This window comes from Citrobacter sp. VF227 (assembly GCF_052950715.1).
Map to the genome: position 1 here is coordinate 117,136 of NZ_JBRFVF010000001.1, position 17,972 is coordinate 135,107.

The 17,972-nt window shown below is 50.3% G+C and carries 19 protein-coding genes; 11 read left to right on the plus strand and 8 right to left on the minus strand.

What is annotated here, in order from left to right:
* Positions 1 to 296: 296 nt before the first annotated feature.
* Both spy and ves read left to right on the plus strand, forming a co-directional pair.
* The gene (gene spy, locus ACU8YC_RS00640) at positions 297 to 782 is read left to right on the plus strand and encodes an ATP-independent periplasmic protein-refolding chaperone Spy (RefSeq protein WP_003030629.1); all 486 of its coding nucleotides are present in this window, start codon (positions 297 to 299) and stop codon (positions 780 to 782) included.
* Positions 783 to 1,133: 351 nt separating this feature from the next.
* A complete protein-coding gene (ves, locus tag ACU8YC_RS00645) occupies positions 1,134 to 1,709 on the plus strand; it encodes an environmental stress-induced protein Ves (protein WP_151219105.1) in 576 nt (191 codons plus the stop codon).
* Here ves and cho read toward each other — a convergent pair.
* On the minus strand, positions 1,669 to 2,556 hold the full coding sequence (gene cho, locus ACU8YC_RS00650) for an excinuclease Cho (protein ID WP_151225367.1): 888 nt from the start codon (positions 2,554 to 2,556) through the stop codon (positions 1,669 to 1,671). The two genes, ves and cho, sit on opposite strands and share 41 nt — an antisense overlap.
* 130 nt (positions 2,557 to 2,686) lie before the next feature.
* Positions 2,687 to 3,517 (minus strand): ammonia-dependent NAD(+) synthetase, encoded by an 831-nt coding sequence (nadE, locus tag ACU8YC_RS00655; RefSeq protein ID WP_210904994.1) that lies wholly within the window; start codon positions 3,515 to 3,517, stop codon positions 2,687 to 2,689.
* Positions 3,518 to 3,727: 210 nt separating this feature from the next.
* Here nadE and osmE point away from each other — a divergent pair, with 210 nt between their 5' ends.
* From osmE to chbG, 7 genes are all read left to right on the plus strand, one after another.
* The gene (osmE, locus tag ACU8YC_RS00660; protein ID WP_003030621.1) at positions 3,728 to 4,069 is read left to right on the plus strand and encodes an osmotically-inducible lipoprotein OsmE; all 342 of its coding nucleotides are present in this window, start codon (positions 3,728 to 3,730) and stop codon (positions 4,067 to 4,069) included.
* 298 nt (positions 4,070 to 4,367) lie between these two features.
* A complete protein-coding gene (gene chbB, locus ACU8YC_RS00665; RefSeq protein WP_187252550.1) occupies positions 4,368 to 4,688 on the plus strand; it encodes a PTS N,N'-diacetylchitobiose transporter subunit IIB in 321 nt (106 codons plus the stop codon).
* Positions 4,689 to 4,774: 86 nt separating this feature from the next.
* Entirely contained in the window at positions 4,775 to 6,133 is a 1,359-nt protein-coding gene (chbC, locus tag ACU8YC_RS00670) for a PTS N,N'-diacetylchitobiose transporter subunit IIC (protein ID WP_187252549.1), read from the plus strand.
* A gap of 54 nt (positions 6,134 to 6,187) precedes the next feature.
* A complete protein-coding gene (chbA, locus tag ACU8YC_RS00675) occupies positions 6,188 to 6,535 on the plus strand; it encodes a PTS N,N'-diacetylchitobiose transporter subunit IIA (RefSeq protein ID WP_003030618.1) in 348 nt (115 codons plus the stop codon).
* A gap of 10 nt (positions 6,536 to 6,545) precedes the next feature.
* Positions 6,546 to 7,388: a transcriptional regulator ChbR gene (gene chbR / locus ACU8YC_RS00680; RefSeq protein WP_151219008.1), complete on the plus strand. Its 843-nt coding sequence runs from the start codon at positions 6,546 to 6,548 to the stop codon at positions 7,386 to 7,388.
* A gap of 124 nt (positions 7,389 to 7,512) precedes the next feature.
* The gene (locus ACU8YC_RS00685; RefSeq protein WP_151219009.1) at positions 7,513 to 8,868 is read left to right on the plus strand and encodes a 6-phospho-beta-glucosidase; all 1,356 of its coding nucleotides are present in this window, start codon (positions 7,513 to 7,515) and stop codon (positions 8,866 to 8,868) included.
* Positions 8,869 to 8,880: 12 nt separating this feature from the next.
* The gene (gene chbG / locus ACU8YC_RS00690) at positions 8,881 to 9,639 is read left to right on the plus strand and encodes a chitin disaccharide deacetylase (RefSeq protein ID WP_151219010.1); all 759 of its coding nucleotides are present in this window, start codon (positions 8,881 to 8,883) and stop codon (positions 9,637 to 9,639) included.
* A 35-nt stretch (positions 9,640 to 9,674) separates the two neighbouring features.
* On the opposite strand, the gene katE is transcribed toward chbG, so the two are convergent.
* On the minus strand, positions 9,675 to 11,933 hold the full coding sequence (katE, locus tag ACU8YC_RS00695; RefSeq protein WP_446894912.1) for a catalase HPII: 2,259 nt from the start codon (positions 11,931 to 11,933) through the stop codon (positions 9,675 to 9,677).
* A gap of 192 nt (positions 11,934 to 12,125) precedes the next feature.
* Between katE and cedA the strand changes: the two genes are divergently transcribed.
* Positions 12,126 to 12,389, plus strand: a complete 264-nt coding sequence (gene cedA / locus ACU8YC_RS00700; RefSeq protein WP_151225369.1) for a cell division activator CedA — start codon at positions 12,126 to 12,128, stop codon at positions 12,387 to 12,389.
* A 63-nt stretch (positions 12,390 to 12,452) separates the two neighbouring features.
* On the opposite strand, the gene tcyP is transcribed toward cedA, so the two are convergent.
* From tcyP to hxpB, 4 genes are all read right to left on the minus strand, one after another.
* The gene (gene tcyP, locus ACU8YC_RS00705) at positions 12,453 to 13,844 is read right to left on the minus strand and encodes a cystine/sulfocysteine:cation symporter (protein WP_151219012.1); all 1,392 of its coding nucleotides are present in this window, start codon (positions 13,842 to 13,844) and stop codon (positions 12,453 to 12,455) included.
* Positions 13,845 to 13,979: 135 nt separating this feature from the next.
* On the minus strand, positions 13,980 to 14,579 hold the full coding sequence (locus ACU8YC_RS00710; protein WP_151219013.1) for a metal-dependent hydrolase: 600 nt from the start codon (positions 14,577 to 14,579) through the stop codon (positions 13,980 to 13,982).
* Positions 14,580 to 14,662: 83 nt separating this feature from the next.
* Complete coding sequence (kduD, locus tag ACU8YC_RS00715) at positions 14,663 to 15,424, minus strand: 2-dehydro-3-deoxy-D-gluconate 5-dehydrogenase KduD (RefSeq protein WP_151219106.1); 762 nt, start codon at positions 15,422 to 15,424, stop codon at positions 14,663 to 14,665.
* Positions 15,425 to 15,556: 132 nt separating this feature from the next.
* Positions 15,557 to 16,225, minus strand: a complete 669-nt coding sequence (gene hxpB / locus ACU8YC_RS00720) for a hexitol phosphatase HxpB (RefSeq protein WP_151219014.1) — start codon at positions 16,223 to 16,225, stop codon at positions 15,557 to 15,559.
* Positions 16,226 to 16,392: 167 nt separating this feature from the next.
* Here hxpB and ACU8YC_RS00725 point away from each other — a divergent pair, with 167 nt between their 5' ends.
* Positions 16,393 to 16,929, plus strand: a complete 537-nt coding sequence (locus ACU8YC_RS00725) for a YniB family protein (protein ID WP_187252547.1) — start codon at positions 16,393 to 16,395, stop codon at positions 16,927 to 16,929.
* A 53-nt stretch (positions 16,930 to 16,982) separates the two neighbouring features.
* Here the strand turns inward: ACU8YC_RS00725 and ACU8YC_RS00730 are convergent, their stop codons facing one another.
* Entirely contained in the window at positions 16,983 to 17,843 is an 861-nt protein-coding gene (locus ACU8YC_RS00730) for a fructosamine kinase family protein (protein ID WP_043016598.1), read from the minus strand.
* Positions 17,844 to 17,972: the final 129 nt, after the last annotated feature.

The following is a 17,972-nucleotide window of genomic DNA, read 5'->3' on the forward strand; positions in this document are numbered from 1 at the left end:
TTTTATTTATTACGGATTATTCCTGGTGAATTGCTTTCTTAATAATCAGGGTTCAGGTATAGTTCTTCATAATCCTTTCAAAATCATCCTGTTGTGATTTTTTATTGCAACTCTGCGCAATTTATTCTTTTTTTCTTCATAATTGATGAAAATTTGTTTTTTATACTTTCACTGTTTTACCGTTACTCTGATTAATTGACGCTTAAGCCGGTAAAGTTAATCTCGTCAACACGACATCACATTGCATAAGAGTCGCATGAGTGTCGTAAAAATAACTGAAAGAAAGGATAGAAATTATGCGTAAACTGACTGCTCTGTTTGTTGCCTCTACTCTGGCCCTGGGCGCTGCCAACCTGGCCCACGCCGCTGACACGACAACAGCTGCGCCAGCTGATGCCAAACCGATGATGCACCACAACGGTAAATTCGCCCCGCATCACGACATGATGTTCAAAGACCTGAACCTGACCGATGCGCAGAAACAGCAGATTCGTGAGATCATGAAAGGTCAGCGTGACCAGATGAAACGTCCGCCGCTGGAGGAGCGTCGCGCGATGCACGACATTATTGCCAGCGATAGCTTCGATAAAGCGAAGGCCGAAGCGCAGATTGCGAAGATGGAAGAACAGCGCAAAGCCAACATGCTGGCGCATATGGAAACCCAGAACAAGATTTACAACATTTTAACCCCGGAACAGAAAAAGCAGTTTAATGCCAATTTTGAGAAGCGTCTGACAGAACGTGCGGCGCAGAAGGGTAAAATGCCACAAGCTGCCGAGTAATCGTTCAGCGTTTACACTAAATCATTCATGCTGTGTGTCCTGATTGCCGCACAGTGTGAAACCAAACTCAAGACCGCCGCTCTTGTCCACAATACGTTTAACGTGGTGGGCAGGATCGGCGGTTTTTTCTTTACCGCCTCTTGCACCGCGCTTGTGACACGTTATTCTCCTGAAGCCCGCGAAAATTCCACCGGGACGACGCGTCAGTCTTTTTTGCAAAACACCGGGTTCATCGCTAAGGCAAATCAACTCTGCTGCCGATAACAATAATCTGCAGGGTTAACATAACAATGATGATTTATGGCTGCCAGTTTACGGTGGGCTGCCGTACTGCGCCTTTCTGGAGGGATGATGGAATACTTCGATATCCGCAAAATGCCGGTCAATCTGTGGCGAAATGGTGCGGGAGAAACCCGTGAGATTTGCTGTTTTCCGCCAGCAACACGAGATTTTCACTGGCGGGCGAGTATCGCCTCCATTGCAGCCAACGGAGAGTTTTCTCTTTTTCCCGGCGTAGAACGCGTGATTACCCTGCTGGAGGGCGGTGAAGTGACCCTGGAAGAGTCGAACACCTTCACACATACCCTGAAACAGCATCAGCCTTTTACCTTTGCCGGTGACAAGGTGGTAAAAGCGAAGCTGACAGAAGGAAAGATGTCGATGGATTTCAATATCATGACCCGACGGGATGTCTGCCAGGCGAAAGTCAGAGTTGCCGACCGCACGTTTACGACCTTTGGTTCGCGCGGTGGCGTGGTATTTGTTATCAGCGGTGCCTGGCAATTGGGTGATAAGCTACTGACCGCCGATCAGGGGGCAAGCTGGCACGACGGTAAACACACCGTACGACTGCTGGAGCGCGAGGGAAAACTGCTGTTCAGCGAAATTAACTGGATGCCGGGCCATTCTCCGGACTCAGTTCAATAATGTCATATTGACCAGACAGAACAGGCCTGCAGAGAATTTTGTAGCCATCATGGTCAAAACCGGCCGGCATACGTGCCAGTGTTACCGCCTCATCAAGTGTTGAAACGGCTCCCAGCCACAGCCAGTTATTGATGATGTGGTACTGGGTCATTTCCGCACGGGTTTCCTGCAGCGCAATGGCGTTGTTCCACGGCCAGCAGATTACGCGCACTCTTTCCAGGGCTTCCAGCAGGCGCAAATGATGCGCTTCAGGGCTTTCTTTCCCGCAGCAGGCTCCGGCGCAGCGCTTAAGCGCGGAGCGAAAACAGGCGCGCCCGCGACTCAGGGGTTCCAGCCCCAACAGGCCATAGCATAGCTGTTGTTCATCGGCGAGGCTCTGCAGCGTCTGTAGTGCGGCTCGGCGATTAGCAAACAGGCCAAACAGATTGGTGGCATGGGAGAAGTCAATATCCCGTGCGTAGACAACCTGAACAGTCCGCTCGGTAAGCTGCAAGGCGCAAAGCTGACGATTACGCCGCAGCCTTTTGTTAAACAGTGGCTGCTGCTCTTTGATCAACCGCGCCTCCAGCAGAAGAGCGCCAAGTTCTCCAGCGGTGCAAATCCAGCTAATGCGCCTGGCCTGACGCAGCATACTTGCTTCATCAGCAGTACGCAGGTGCGCCAGCACGCGGCTGCGAATATTGATGCTTTTGCCAATATAAAGCGGCATGGTGTCGCTATCACTGTGAAACAGATACACGCCGGGCGTAGTGGGAAGCGCACTCAAAAATGGGCGCAGATGCTCAGGATATTCATAGATTGCCGCTGCCTCAAAGGTCAGACGAGGGGCTGATTGACGCCGTACCACAGTTCACTCCGGATGCTGGTTATTCATCCAGTATAGCAGCCTGGCGGCGATTAAAAAAGCGGCATGAAGTAGCAGGCTAAGGGCAGTGAGCGGCAATCCTGAGGCACTCTGCCCTTATGAAAGAAAAGAATCAGGCTTTTTTCCAAAAATCATCAAACACGGTGATCGGCGTGCGACGTTTGTGCTCGGTTTTCACATACCAGGCTTCGATTTTCTTCGCGATGCTGGCATCCAGCGTTTTTCCCTCCAGATAATCGTCAATGTTGTCGTAAGTGACGCCTAATGCGGCTTCATCCGGCAGAGAAGGTCGATCATCCTCAAGGTCAGCGGTTGGCGCTTTCTTATATAAGTGCTCCGGGCAACCCAGCGCGGCAAGCAGCTGTTTACCCTGACGCTTGTTCAGACGGAAGAGTGGGTTAATGTCTGTACCGCCATCGCCGTATTTGGTGAAAAATCCGGTGATGGCTTCTGCTGCATGATCTGTCCCCACGACAACGCCGCTGGTCATGCCGGCGATACTGTATTGTGCCTTCATACGTTCACGGGCTTTTTCATTGCCGCGCACAAAATCGCTCAGTTCAATACCAGCTTCACGCAGGGCATGTTCACTGGCCAGCACCGCACCCTTAATGTTGACGGTGAGTACGCGGTCCGGTTGAATAAAAGCGATGGCGTCCTGGCAGTCCTGTTCATCAGCCTGAATGCCATACGGTAGGCGTACAGCAATAAACTGCAGTGCGTCATTGCCCGTTTCGTTGCGAAGCTCGGAGATCGCCATCTGGCATAGTTTGCCCGCGAGCGTTGAATCCTGTCCGCCGCTAATCCCTAATACCAGCGATTTCAGAAAGGGGTAGGTCTGCAGGTAAGATTTCAGAAAATCCACGCTACGGCGAATTTCTTCTTCTGCATTAATGTGCGGTTTAGCGCCAAGCGCCTGGATTATCTCTTGCTGCAGAGTCATTTAACCCCCTGTGAAAAATAAAATGATCAAAAAAATGATGTGTTAAAGCTATCGCGTTGTGGCCCAAACGACAAGGGATGCGAGCCTGATATCGCAGCATTTTGTTTTAATAGAATTTTCCGAAACCGCCTAAGTATCATCTGATTGCTTGAAAAATGCGTTGTTGTGCTCCAGGCTTATATAACACGCTGAAATAAAAGAGGACGGAATATGAACAAGAATCTAACAGGAATTCTGAGCGCAGCGGCTGTTTTGACTATGCTGGCAGGGTGTACGGCCTACGATCGCACGAAAGACCAATTTGTTCAGCCCGTGGTGAAAGATGTGAAGAAAGGAATGAGCCGGGCGCAAGTGGCGCAGATTGCCGGTAAACCTTCTTCTGAAGTCAGTATGATCCATGCGCGTGGGACGTGTCAGACCTACATCCTGGGTCAACGAGATGGTAAAGCTGAAACCTATTTTGTTGCTTTAGATGATACCGGGCACGTGATTAACTCTGGTTATCAAACCTGCGCAGAGTACGATACCGACCCGCAGGCGGCGAAGAAGTAACAACTGTTTATTGCCTGAGCACTCAGAAGAACCGGCCATCGAGCCGGTTTTTTTGTGCCCCACGATCTTATTTATTGCCGCGAATTATTTGCCCGAAATGTGAGGGGGGTCATAACCACAGGTCAAGGAGAGACAATTTAGGTGGTCAAGGAAATACCATCCACCGGTGCAATCCCGTATACTCATTTCAGCCACCTAAAAAAGTAATTTAGCTGACGCAAGTTACCCAGAGCATGGATGCAGGTTATGGCTTGCGGAGTGTCTGGTTGACAGATAATCGCACATGAGGATCGTTTTAATGGAAAAGAAACACATTTATCTGTTTTGTTCTGCGGGCATGTCGACTTCATTGTTGGTTTCGAAGATGCGTGCTCAGGCCGAAAAATATGAAGTGCCGGTTATTATTGAAGCGTTTCCTGAAACGCTGGCCGGAGAAAAAGGACAAGCGGCTGATGTCGTGTTATTAGGTCCACAAATTGCTTATATGTTGCCCGAAATTCAGCGCTTGTTACCAAACAAGCCTGTGGAAGTGATTGACTCGCTGCTGTATGGCAAAGTCGATGGTTTAGGCGTGCTTAAGGCTGCTGTGGCAGCAATTAAAAAAGCCGCAGCAAATTAATTATTTTATTTTAATTTTCCCGTCAAAGAGTTATTTCATTAACATTCACCGCAATTATTAATTGCGGTATTTAAGGGTATTTTTCTATGAGTAACGCTATTGCTTCACTTGAAAAGGTACTCCTTCCTTTTGCTGTAAAAATTGGAAAGCAGCCACACGTTAATGCAATCAAAAACGGTTTTATTCGCTTGATGCCGTTGACCCTCGCAGGGGCCATGTTTGTATTAATCAATAACGTTTTCCTGAGCTTTGGGGAGGGGTCGTTTTTTTATTCAATGGGCATTCGACTTGATGCTTCAACTATTGAAACGCTTAATAGTTTGAAAGGCATTGGTGGAAACGTCTATAACGGTACGCTGGGTATCATGTCATTGATGGCGCCGTTCTTTATCGGCATGGCGCTGGCGGAAGAACGCAAAGTCGATGCGCTGGCTGCCGGTCTGTTATCCGTCGCCGCGTTTATGACCGTAACGCCATATAGCGTAGGTGAAGCCTATGCCGTTGGCGCAAACTGGCTCGGCGGTGCCAATATTATTTCCGGTATTATTATCGGCCTCGTGGTCGCGGAAATGTTTACCTTTGTGGTCCGTCGCAATTGGGTGATCAAATTACCTGATAGCGTACCGGCTTCTGTTTCGCGCTCCTTCTCTGCGCTGATCCCAGGTTTCATTATTCTCTCCATTATGGGGATTATCGCCTGGGCATTGAACACCTGGGGTACAAACTTCCACCAGATCATCATGGACTCCATCTCAACGCCGCTGGCATCGCTGGGTAGTGTGGTGGGTTGGGCGTATGTGATTTTTGTTCCCTTGCTGTGGTTCTTCGGTATTCACGGCTCGCTGGCGCTGACCGCGCTGGACAGCGGCATCATGACGCCATGGGCGCTGGAAAATATCTCTATCTACCAACAGTTTGGTTCGGTAGACGCCGCGCTGGAAGCCGGTAAGACGTTCCACGTCTGGGCGAAGCCGATGCTCGACTCCTATATTTTCCTTGGGGGTAGCGGGGCTACGCTGGGTCTGATCATCGCTATCTTCCTGGCATCGCGTCGTCCGGATTATCGTCAGGTGGCTAAACTGGCGCTGCCATCAGGGCTGTTCCAGATTAACGAACCCATCCTGTTCGGTCTGCCGATCATCATGAACCCGGTCATGTTTATCCCGTTCATTCTGGTGCAGCCGATTTTGGCGGCAATTACGCTGGCAGCTTACTACTCAGGTATTATTCCACCGATTACCAATATTGCGCCGTGGACAATGCCAACCGGTTTGGGGGCGTTCTTTAACACCAACGGTAGTGTCGCTGCTCTGCTGGTCGCGCTGTTCAACCTCGGCATCGCCACGCTGGTTTACCTGCCGTTCGTGGTGGTAGCTAATAAAGCACAGAATGTTATTGATCAAGAAGAAAGCGAAGAAGATATCGCTAACGCATTGAAATTCTAAATTTAATCCGGCATGGCTTCACGGTCATGCCGGACTGAACCAGAGGAAAAAAGTATGTTGGATATCGAGAACATCGTCGACACGCAGTCAGAAGCAGAAGAACTAGAAGAAGTGGTGATGGGCCTCATCATCAACTCCGGTCAGGCGCGTAGTCTGGCGTATGGCGCGCTCAAAATGGCCAAGCAAGGCGATTTCGAGTCAGCAAAGGCCATGATGGACCAGTCTCGCCTGGCGCTGAACGAAGCGCACCTCGTGCAAACGAAACTGATTGAAGGCGATCAGGGCGAAGGTAAAATGAAAGTCAGCCTGGTGCTGGTCCACGCGCAGGACCACCTAATGACATCTATGCTGGCGCGTGAGCTGGTAACTGAACTGATTGAGCTTCATGAAAAGCTGAAATAACGAGGAGTGCATAATGCAGCTACAGATTAACGCACCGGAAATCAAAACCGTCTTTGAGCAACAACTGTTTAACGGCAAAAATTTCCATGTGTTCATCTATAACAAAACTGAGAGTATCAGTGGGCTGCATCAGCATGACTACTATGAATTTACCCTGGTTTTAACCGGGCGCTATTATCAGGAAATCAACGGCAAACGCGTATTGCTTGAGCGTGGGGATTTTGTTTTTATCCCGTTGGGATCGCACCATCAGAGTTTCTATGATTTTGGCGCGACAAGGATCCTTAACGTCGGTATCAGCAAACGTTTTTTTGAACAGCATTACCACCCGCTGCTGCCATTTTGTTTTGTTGCATCGCAGGTCTATCGGGCGAATAATTCGTTTCTTACCTACATTGAAACGGTTATTGCATCACTGAACTTTCGTGAGAGCGGACTGGATGAATTTGTCGAAGTGGTCACCTTCTACATTATTAATCGGTTACGCCATCATCGTGAAGAGCAGGTGTTAGATGATATTCCGCAGTGGCTTAAAACCACCGTCGAGACCATGCACGACAAACGACAGTTTAGCGAGAATGCGCTGGAAAATATGGTACACCTGTCCGCGAAATCCCAGGAGTATCTGACCCGTGCAACCCAGCGTTATTACAGCAAAACGCCAATGCAGATTATTAATGAAATTCGCATTAATTTTGCTAAAAAGCAGCTTGAAATGACGAACTATTCAGTAACGGATATTGCCTACGAGGCAGGTTACAGTAGTCCAAGTCTGTTTATTAAAACGTTTAAAAAGCTGACGTCATTTACACCTAATAGCTATCGTAAGAAATTAACTGAATTTAATCAGTAAATATTATTTACCAATAAACCATTTTTTATAGCTTGCCCAAAATAGCGTCGGGACAGCCACGCTATACCTGACAAACGGGTTGAGCATAATACACGTCAGTGTGTTGACACTGAAGGGAGAAAATATGAGCCAGAAATTAAAAGTCGTCACGATTGGTGGCGGGAGCAGCTACACCCCTGAATTACTTGAAGGCTTTATTAAGCGCTATCATGAATTACCGGTTTCTGAATTGTGGCTGGTTGATGTCGACGGTGGAAAAGAGAAGCTGGACATTATTTTTGACCTTTGTCAGCGTATGATCGACAAAGCGGGCATCCCAATGAAGTTGTTTAAAACACTGGATCGCCGGGAAGCGCTGAAAGATGCTGATTTCGTTACCACCCAGTTGCGGGTTGGGCAACTGCAAGCCCGTGAAAAGGATGAACGCATTCCCCTGAGCCACGGGTATCTGGGGCAGGAAACCAACGGCGCTGGTGGGCTGTTCAAGGGGCTGCGAACCATTCCGGTTATCTTTGATATTGTGAAAGATGTGGAAGAATTGTGCCCGAATGCGTGGGTGATCAACTTCACTAACCCAGCAGGGATGGTAACTGAGGCGGTTTATCGTCATACGAATTTCAAGAAATTCATCGGGGTATGTAATATTCCGATCGGCATGAAAATGTTCATCAGCGACGTGCTGGCGCTGAAAGAGAGCGATGACTTATCCATCGATCTGTTCGGTCTGAATCATATGGTCTTTATTAAGGATGTTCTGGTCAACGGTGTGTCACGCTTTGATGAACTGCTGGACGGCGTTGCGTCGGGTCAGTTGAAAGCCTCTGGCGTGAAGAATATTTTCGACCTGCCGTTCAGTGAAGGGTTGATTCGCTCGCTGAAACTGCTGCCGTGCTCGTATTTGTTGTACTACTTCAAGCCAAAAGAAATGCTGGCGATTGAAATGGGCGAATACTATAAGGGCGGCGCGCGCGCTCAGGTGGTACAACAAGTTGAGAAGCAACTGTTTGAGCTCTACAAAAACCCTGATCTGAACGTGAAGCCAAAAGAGCTGGAGCAGCGCGGCGGGGCCTATTACTCCGATGCGGCCTGTGAAGTGATCAATGCCATCTACAACGACAAACAGACCGAGCACTATGTCAACGTTCCTCATCATGGGCATGTTGATAATATTCCTGCCGACTGGGCGGTGGAGATGACCTGTACGCTGGGACGCAACGGTGCTACGCCACATCCACGTATTACCCATTTTGATGAGAAAGTACTCGGCCTTATCTATACCATTAAAGGCTTTGAAGTTGCGGCGAGCAATGCGGCGCTGAGCGGTGAGCTGAATGATGTGCTGCTTGCGTTGAATCTTAGCCCGCTGGTTCACTCTGACAGCGATGCCGAAATTCTGGCGCGTGAGCTGATTCTGGCGCATGAAAAATGGCTGCCAAACTTCGCCGGGTGCATCGAGAAACTCAAAAGCGAACAACACTAACTGAGGTCGGTTATGGAACGCGTACTGATTGTTAATGCGGATGATTTTGGCCTGAGTAAAGGACAAAACTATGGCATTGTTGAAGCCTGTCGTAATGGTGTTGTCACCTCGACAACGGCGCTGGTTAACGGCGCGGCAATTGACCATGCGGTACAGCTGAGTCGCGACATACCTGAACTTGCCGTCGGAATGCACTTTGTTCTGACGCTGGGCAGGCCGTTGACGGCAATGCCAGGCCTTACTCGTGAAGGGGTACTCGGGAAATGGATCTGGCAGATGGCAGAGGAAGACACTCTGCCACTGGATGAAATTTCACAGGAACTGGCCGCGCAGTATCAGCGTTTTATTGACCTGTTCGGACGGGAGCCAACGCATCTGGATAGCCATCACCATGTGCATATGTTCCCGCAGATTTTCCCTATAGTGGCCGGGTTTGCTGCCCAAAAGGGGATTGCGTTACGGATTGATCGTCAGACGGTATTTCAGGCGTCTGACTTTCCGCAAACGTTACGGACTTCCCAGGGATTCAGCAGCGAGTTTTATGGCGAAGCGATTTCCGAAGCGTTGTTCTTGCAGATGCTTGATGCGTCAGCAGACCGGGGAGAGTCTTCGCTGGAAGTGATGTGTCATCCGGCCTTTATTGATGAGATTATTCGTCAAAGTGCCTACTGTTACCCCCGCTTAACTGAGCTCGACGTGCTGACGTCTTCGTCACTGAAATATGCTATTGCGGAGCGCGGTTATCGTCTTGGCAGTTTTCTGAACGTGTAATTCCTGAGTTTGCGGCGCTTAATGCGCCGCATTTTTTAGGCAGGGATTGTGTCAACTTTTCCCGCGCGTGACCAGACGCGGTGCGCGGTCATCAGTGTCAGCAGAGCATCCATAAACTGTACGTCTGCACAGTCCGCTTCCACCACGCCTTCTTCTCCTTCATTTTTGATATTCAACGTTGCTTTAAACTGACGAGCATCACCAGCCAGGGCGATAGGTTTTAAGTGTTTATACGCTTCGAGTAAGTAATATCGGGCATCTCCGTTCATTGCGATATCCGCAATATTCCCACATGGAACAATGACCGCATCGACCGTCAATGATGGCGAACCCGCAAAGGTACCGGCGATAGTCAGGACGGAGCCATCGTCGGCTACCACATTACCCATTCGGGAATAGAGCAGTTTGGCGTGAACACCTTTGGCCTGTAGGGCTTGCATGATGGCGAGCAGGTCGCCCGACTTTACCTGGTCATTAAGTAAAATGGCGACTACGCGGCCCTTAATCTCACCTTTCGCCCCCGCATATAAACTGAGTGACGGCGCATTTTCCAAACCGTTGACGTTGGGCGGCGGCACAATTTGGGTCTGTTCCTCAGTGAGTTCAAAACCGAGATTCCCGGCAACCGCCACAGCGAGAGCAGTGTCAATATGGGCTAACTGTTCGACCACTCTTTCTCTGATGTAGGGGCGCGTAACTTTACTGAGTTCGAAACTGAATCCGCCGATAATATGCTGCTGCTCAATTGGCGTCTGACTTAGCCAGAACAGGCGAGGCTGCGCATAGTATTCGCCAAAAGAGGGGCTGCGTTCGCGGATTTTGTTTCCTTCAATCCGTTCCTGATACGACTCAAATCCACCACGTTTTGGTCCCGGGGGTGTTTCACGCGGCCAGTTATCATTGATGGAATTCGGTTCATAGTTGGCTGGATTGGTATCGATGTCCATGCGATGCATGCCATCACGCTGGAAATTATGGTACGGACAGGTTGGGCGATTAATTGGGATTTCATGGAAATTGGGACCACCCAGGCGGCTGATCTGGGTATCGGTATAGGAGAACAGGCGGCCTTGCAATAGGGGGTCATTGGTAAAATCGATGCCAGGGACGATGTGCCCGGGATGAAAAGCCACTTGCTCATTTTCGGTAAAAAAATTGTCCGGATTGCGGTTTAGCACCATTTTACCGACGAGTTGGACCGGAACCAGCTCTTCCGGGATCAGCTTGGTCGGGTCTAGCAGGTCAAAATCGAACTTGAATTCGTCCTCTTCGGGAATGAGTTGTAGCCCCAGTTCATATTCCGGGTAATCGCCCGCTTCAATCGCTTCCCAAAGTTCGCGGCGATGAAAGTCGGGATCCCGACCGGTAAGTTTTTGTGCTTCATCCCATACCAGCGAGGCTTTGCCTGCCAGCGGTTTCCAGTGGAAACGGACAAAGGTGGCTTTCCCTTGATCATTAATCAACCGAAACGTATGAATGCCAAAACCTTCCATCGTGCGATAGCTACGTGGGATACCCCGGTCAGACATCGCCCATATAACGTTGTGCAACGTTTCAGGCTGTAATGAGACATAATCCCAGAAGGTGTCATGGGCGCTTTGGCCTTGCGGGATAGCCCAATGCGGCTCTGGTTTTACCGCATGGACAAAGTCCGGAAATTTATGGGCATCCTGAATAAAGAAAATGGGCGTATTGTTTCCCACCAGATCAAAAATACCCTCTTCAGTATAAAATTTGGTCGCAAATCCCCGTATATCTCTGACTGTATCCGCCGAGCCTGCGCCGCCCTGAACCGTAGAGAAGCGCACAAAAACCGGTGTAATTTTATTCTCGTCGCTGAGGAAGTCTGCTTTCGTCGTCGCGCTCAAGCTGGCATAAGGCTGAAAGTAACCATGCGCGGCAGAACCACGGGCATGTACGATCCGCTCCGGGATGCGTTCATGATCAAAATGGGTGATTTTTTCCCGCAGGATAAAGTCCTCAAGCAGGGTTGGCCCTCGGTTTCCGGCGCGCAGAGAGTTTTGATCGTCCGCAATACGCACCCCCTGATTGGTGGTCAGAGCAAAATCTTCGCTTCCTTTACGAAACCTTTCCAGCGCATTGAGTTTGTCACTTCTGATGTCTGGCGCTTTTAAACTGCCGGACGTGGTTGGCTGCGCGCCCGGTGGAGTAGGTTCTGGTGTTGACCGGTGTGAACCGTCAGCTGGCGCCAGTGAGTCAAGTCCTGGCTGGGATTCGCTGGCATCATGAACCGGCGCTGAGTGATGGAGTGGGTGCTTATCATTCTGTGACATTAAACTCGTCTCCTGTTTTCATTGCTGAAAGGGTCGTTGCTGCTGTCAAAAGCTTTAACTATAGACCACTCACTCAATGGCGCAGGTGCGGGCCGATGGCGTAAAGCGCGATGAAACAGACAAACCGCGCACGCAAGGCAGGACGCAAGGGGGCGAAATCGGCTAAGATAGCAGTTTTCTGATTTTTAGAATTTGTCTTTAGTGAAGCAATTGATTATGAAACCTCTTCGCCAACAAAATCGTCCAGTTATCAGCTATGTTCCGCGCGTGGAGCCCGCGCCGCCAGAGCATGCGGTTAAAATGGATGCGTTTCGTGACGTATGGATACTGCGCGGAAAATATGTCGCTTTTGTCTTAATGGGGGAGGCATTTCAACGTTCGCCTGCATTTACGGTCCCGGAATCAGCGCAACGTTGGGCTAATCAAATTCGCCAGGAAAATGAACTAAGCGAGTAATGGATATAAAAAAAACCGCCGGAGCATGACACTCCGGCGGTTTTTTGTTTTCAGCTATCAGGCTTAGCGATGCGCCAGTTCAGCGTTATCGTCGCTGTCCAGAATCGTTTTATCGGTTTGCTTCAGCCATTGGCTGGTCAGCGTACCGGCAGTCATGGAACCGCTTACGTTCAGCGCGGTACGACCCATATCGATCAGTGGCTCAACAGAGATCAGCAGGGCAACCAGCGTGACCGGCAGACCCATTGCAGGCAGGACGATCAGCGCAGCAAACGTTGCACCGCCTCCTACACCCGCAACCCCTGCAGAACTGACCGTCACAATACCTACCAGCGTGGCAATCCACATTGGGTCCAGTGGGTTGATCCCGACGGTCGGTGCGACCATTACTGCCAGCATAGCCGGGTACAGACCCGCACAACCGTTCTGACCAATCGTGGCACCAAAAGAGGCGGCAAAGCTGGCGATAGATTCAGGCACGCCCAGACGACGGGTTTGCGCTTCAACGTTCAGCGGAATTGAGGCTGCGCTGGAACGGCTGGTGAAGGCGAATGTCAGCACCGGCCACACCTTGCGAAAGTATTTCAGCGGACTAACGCCGTTAATACCCAGCAGGATCCCGTGAACCACGAACATAATTCCCAGACCGAGATAAGAGGCCACGACGAAGCTACCCAGCTTAATGATGTCCTGCAGGTTGGAACCGGCCACCACTTTGGTCATCAGCGCCAGAACACCGTACGGCGTCAACTGCATCACCAGACGAACCAGCTTCATCACCCAGCTTTGCAGGGTATCGATAGCGATCAGGACGCGCTCGCCTTTTGGCGCATCATCTTTCAACAGCTTCAGCGCGGCAACACCGAGGAATGCTGCGAAGATGACCACGCTGATAATCGACGTCGGGTTAGCACCGGTCAGATCGGCAAACGGGTTTTTCGGGATAAACGACAGCACCAGCTGCGGAACGCTGAGATCAGCCACTTTGCCAACATAATTGGTTTCAATAGCGTTCAGACGTGCAGTTTCGGCACCACCTTGTACCAGTCCTTCGGCGGTCAGGCCGAACAGGTTGGTCACCAGAACCCCGACCAGTGCGGCAATCAGCGTAGTAAACAGCAGCGTGCCGATGGTGAGGAAGCTGATTTTACCTAACTGAGAGGCGTTGTGCAGACGTGCAACGGCGCTGAGAATGGACGCAAATACCAGCGGCATAACAATCATTTGCAGCAACTGGACATAACCGTTGCCTACAATGTTGAACCACTGTACGGAATCTTTAAGAACCTGGCTGTCGGAGCCATAAATGGTATGCAGGGCGAGGCCAAACACCACACCCATGACCAGACCGACCAGTACTTTTTTGGCCAGACTCCACTGTTTGTGCCGGGCTTGCGCCAGCACGAACAGCAACACTATGAACACGATAATGTTCGCGATTAAAGGAAAGTTCATCCCCGTTCTCCTGATCTTATTATGCGTATCACCGTGTGAAGGTGATTCTGTTGGCGCAAGATTAGCAGAACTGTGACATGCCTCTTATATTCAAATGGAATTGTTTATACCAAAAATGACATTTTGGCTGGTTTATTAGTCAACCTGGTGCGTTATAAAGCGATTAAACTGCATTTGTAGTGTATTAATCATCTGTGATGACCAGCGTATCGCGCTGTTCTCCTGTACGGTCTGCGGCATCCAGATTGCCCACGCGAACAGCGCCATGCACAGAAACCGTTCCAGTTGGTTGCCTTTTTGCGGCACGAGGATGGGCAGACGAAAACGCCAGCGGCAGGGCCAAAGCAGGGGAACGCCAGCTGGAGTCAGCATGTCAGCCAGAATGTGACTGAGATAACCGAGAACCATACCTTGTAAGGCATCTGCCGGGATTATCCAGGTATCAGGGACTTTCAGGTAAAACGTGGTCAGTAGGGCAAAAACCGCCAGCAGGCTATGCGTAAATCCGCGATGACCAAATGCCCTGGCAATGGGTTTAGATATCCACTTCAGACGCTGTCCCAGCAGGGATTTGGGATGATCAATATCCGGCAGCAGGCACGTTAAAATGGCTGAAGGAACAATATGCCACCAGTCACCCTGCGCAAGAACGGGCGTTAGCTCGGCATTCTTGGCAAATACCGCACAGGCAATAGAAAAAAGAAGGTGACCTTCCGCCGTCATGATAAAACCCAATAAACTGTCGATTCATACAGTATAGGGGTTTTATACAGTAGGCGGAAGAGGTGACGTTGTAACCCTTTGTCACAAGTGTGTCTTTACCGCGCCAACCACCCGCCATCTACGGCCAGCGTATGGCCGTGAATATAGTCAGAGGCAGAGCTAGCGAGGAAAACGACCGGGCCTTTCAGGTCATCAGGCGTGCCCCAGCGTTCGGCGGGGATACGATTGACAATCTCCTGATTACGCTCGCTGTCTTCGCGTAGTTGCTGGGTGTTATTAGTCGCCATATAGCCGGGCGCGATGGCGTTGACATTAATTCCCAGAGCAGCCCATTCGTTAGCCAGCTGGCGGGTGATACCCAGAACGCCGCTTTTGGATGCGGTATAGGAAGGCACGCGGATACCACCCTGAAAAGAGAGCATTGAGGCAATGTTAATGATTTTTCCGCCGTTGCCCTGAGCCAGAAACTGGCGCGCCGTGGCCTGTGACAAAAAGAAAACTGATTTAAGGTTCAGGTTCAATACGTCATCCCAATCCTTTTCGCTGAAGTCCAGCGCATCCTGACGACGTATGGTTCCCGCATTGTTGACCAGAATATCGACCCGGCCAAACGTTGACACTGTTTGCGTGACGATGCTGGTGATCGTTTCCTGTTGACTGAGGTCGGCCTGAATTGCCATAAAACGTCGACCGATCGCGTTAATCTTCTCTGCAGTTTCATGCGGTATTTTGCGATTCACGCCGACCACATCGCAGCCTGCTTCGGCCAGCGCTACAGCCATACCCTGCCCAAGGCCGGTATCACACCCGGTGATGATGGCGACTTTGCCCTCGAGACGAAAAGCATTCTGCATTATGTCCACCTCAACTATTTATGTCATCAACGCTAACGATAGGGGAAGAATAGGAGAGGTTAAACAGAAACACAATAAAAATGAAATAGCGTTTTAAAAAAAAAGTGGGCAATGCGATCATTGCCCCTGGCAGGATTAGCCGCGCAGATCTGCGACAGTCAGTTCGGTGAGCGAGGTCAGCTTAACGTCGGCAAGAACGAAGCGGGGATCGTGCTGATTTTCATGCGCAGGTACTACGATGGAACGCATGCGGGCGGCTTTCGAAGCAATCATACCGTTCACCGAGTCTTCCAGCGCGACGCAGTTTAAAGGGTCAATGCCCAGTTTTGTGGCGCAATCGAGATAAACCTGCGGGTGTGGTTTGCTGTAGGGCAGTTTTTCCGCAGAAGCCAGTGCGTCGAAGCTGCTGCGCAGATCAAACATGGTCAACACTTTTTCCAGCATATGCAGCGGCGAAGCGGATGCCAGACCTACTTTGATTCCCTGTGATTTGCATAACGCCACGGCTTCGCGCACCCCTGGCAGCAGCGGCTTCGTTTCTTCAACCAGCGCAATTGCGCGGGATATGATGCGCTCGGTGACTTCCTGGCGTGAAGGTCCGTTCCACGGTTGCTGCGTAAACCACAAATCAACCACCATGTCGATGCGTAAGCCCAGGGTATCGGGAAGTTCATGGCGGCGGGAGATATCAACGCCTAAACTTGCTATCACATCCAGTTCGGCCTGATCCCAGAGCGGTTCAGAATCGACCAGTAATCCATCCATATCGAAAATTGCAGCAAGAATTTGACGCGGGGTTGACATTACAACCTCTCCTATACGGTAATAAAAGGGATTAAGAGCCCGTCTGGACAGGCTTTGGGCGTTTATTATGGCTAATTCAACAGTATACTGCCTTTAAAGATCAGGCGAAAATGGTTATCAACGGGTAAACTTAGGCCAAAATGACACGTCTTTATCAAGGGGAACTCATGACGTATCAACAAGCTGGACGCATTGCTGTCTTGAAAAGGCTGGTGGGATGGGTAATTTTCATTCCCGCGCTGATTTCAACACTGGTTTCAGTACTGAAGTTTATGTATGCGCACAGCGAAAAGCAGGAGGGAATTAACGCGGTCATGCTCGATTTTGCCCATGTAATGATCGATATGATGCGGGTTAATACCCCTTTTCTTAACGTGTTTTGGTATAACTCGCCGACGCCCGATTTTCAAAGTGGACTGAATCTCGTCTTTTGGCTGATTTTCATCCTGATTTTTATCGGTCTGGCGTTGCAGGATTCAGGCGCCAGGATGAGCCGTCAGGCGCGTTTTTTACGCGAGGGCGTTCAGGATCAACTGATTCTGGAACAGGCAAAAGGCAGTGAAGGGTTAACGCGAGAGCAGCTTGAGTCGCGTATTGTGGTTCCGCACCATACGATCTTTTTACAAATTTTCCCGCTGTATATTTTGCCGGTGATCGTTATCGTAATCGGCTACTTCTTCTTTTCATTGTTGGGCTTTCTGTAAGTGCTGCACGTTCAGGCCTGTCGCATTGTGAACCGCCAGGCCTGATAAGCGTGCTAAGCTGCCAGTAATCTGTCCAGTGCCTTCTGCGCCACAACCAGATGCTGCCCCCCAAACAGAATTGCCCGATTCAACAGCGTATAGAGCTGATAGACAGGTTGTCTGTCGAGAAAATCTAATGGTAACGGCGACACAGACTGATAACCGTCATAAATTTGCGGCGGCTGATCGGTGTGTAACGGTAGCATTGCCAGATCGCACTCCCGGTCTCCCCAGTAGCAGGCAGGGTCAAAGATATAGGGACCGTTCGGGCCGAGGGCACAGTTTCCTGACCACAAATCACCGTGCAGGAGAGACGGCTGCGGCTGATGTGAAGACAGACGCTGCTGAACATGCTCGACAATGGCGTCGATATTGCCAAACGCAATGCCTTTTTCCGCGGCGAGCTCCAGTTGCCAGCCAATACGCTGCTCGGCAAAAAAGGTCGACCAGCGACGTTGCCAGGTATTAGGTTGCGGCGTGGTTGAGAGCGCATTATCGAAGTCGAGCCCGAACTGAGGCTGATCGCTCCATTCATGCAAATGCGCAAGCTGTTGACCGAGGATAAAGGCGTTGTGCGCATCAAGCGGGCGGGGAGGGAGGAAATCCATCACCAGAAAGCTGTAATCTCTGTCTGCACCTACCGCCCAAACTTTCGGCACAGATACGGTTTGACTGCGTGAAAGTAGCTCCAGCTGATCGGCTTCCGCCGTAAAGCCGGTTAACAGCTCTCTTTCATCGCATTTGACGAAAAAATCGCGCCCCGCATAGCGTAAATGCCATGCGGCGTGGATCTCTCCGCCGGGCAGTTCGTTACGCAGTTCGATTTCGCCTTCACCTAATTGCTCGCTTAAAAGACGACTGATAGCCTGCCACATGATGTCTCTCCCCATGTTGTCTGCCAGATCATAAGGTTAGCGCAAGAATGCGGTTAAAAAACACGAACTGACGCACACCACGGACGCGTCATCGCTGGAAAGGCACTTAATGTTTGTCGTTCTTCCTCA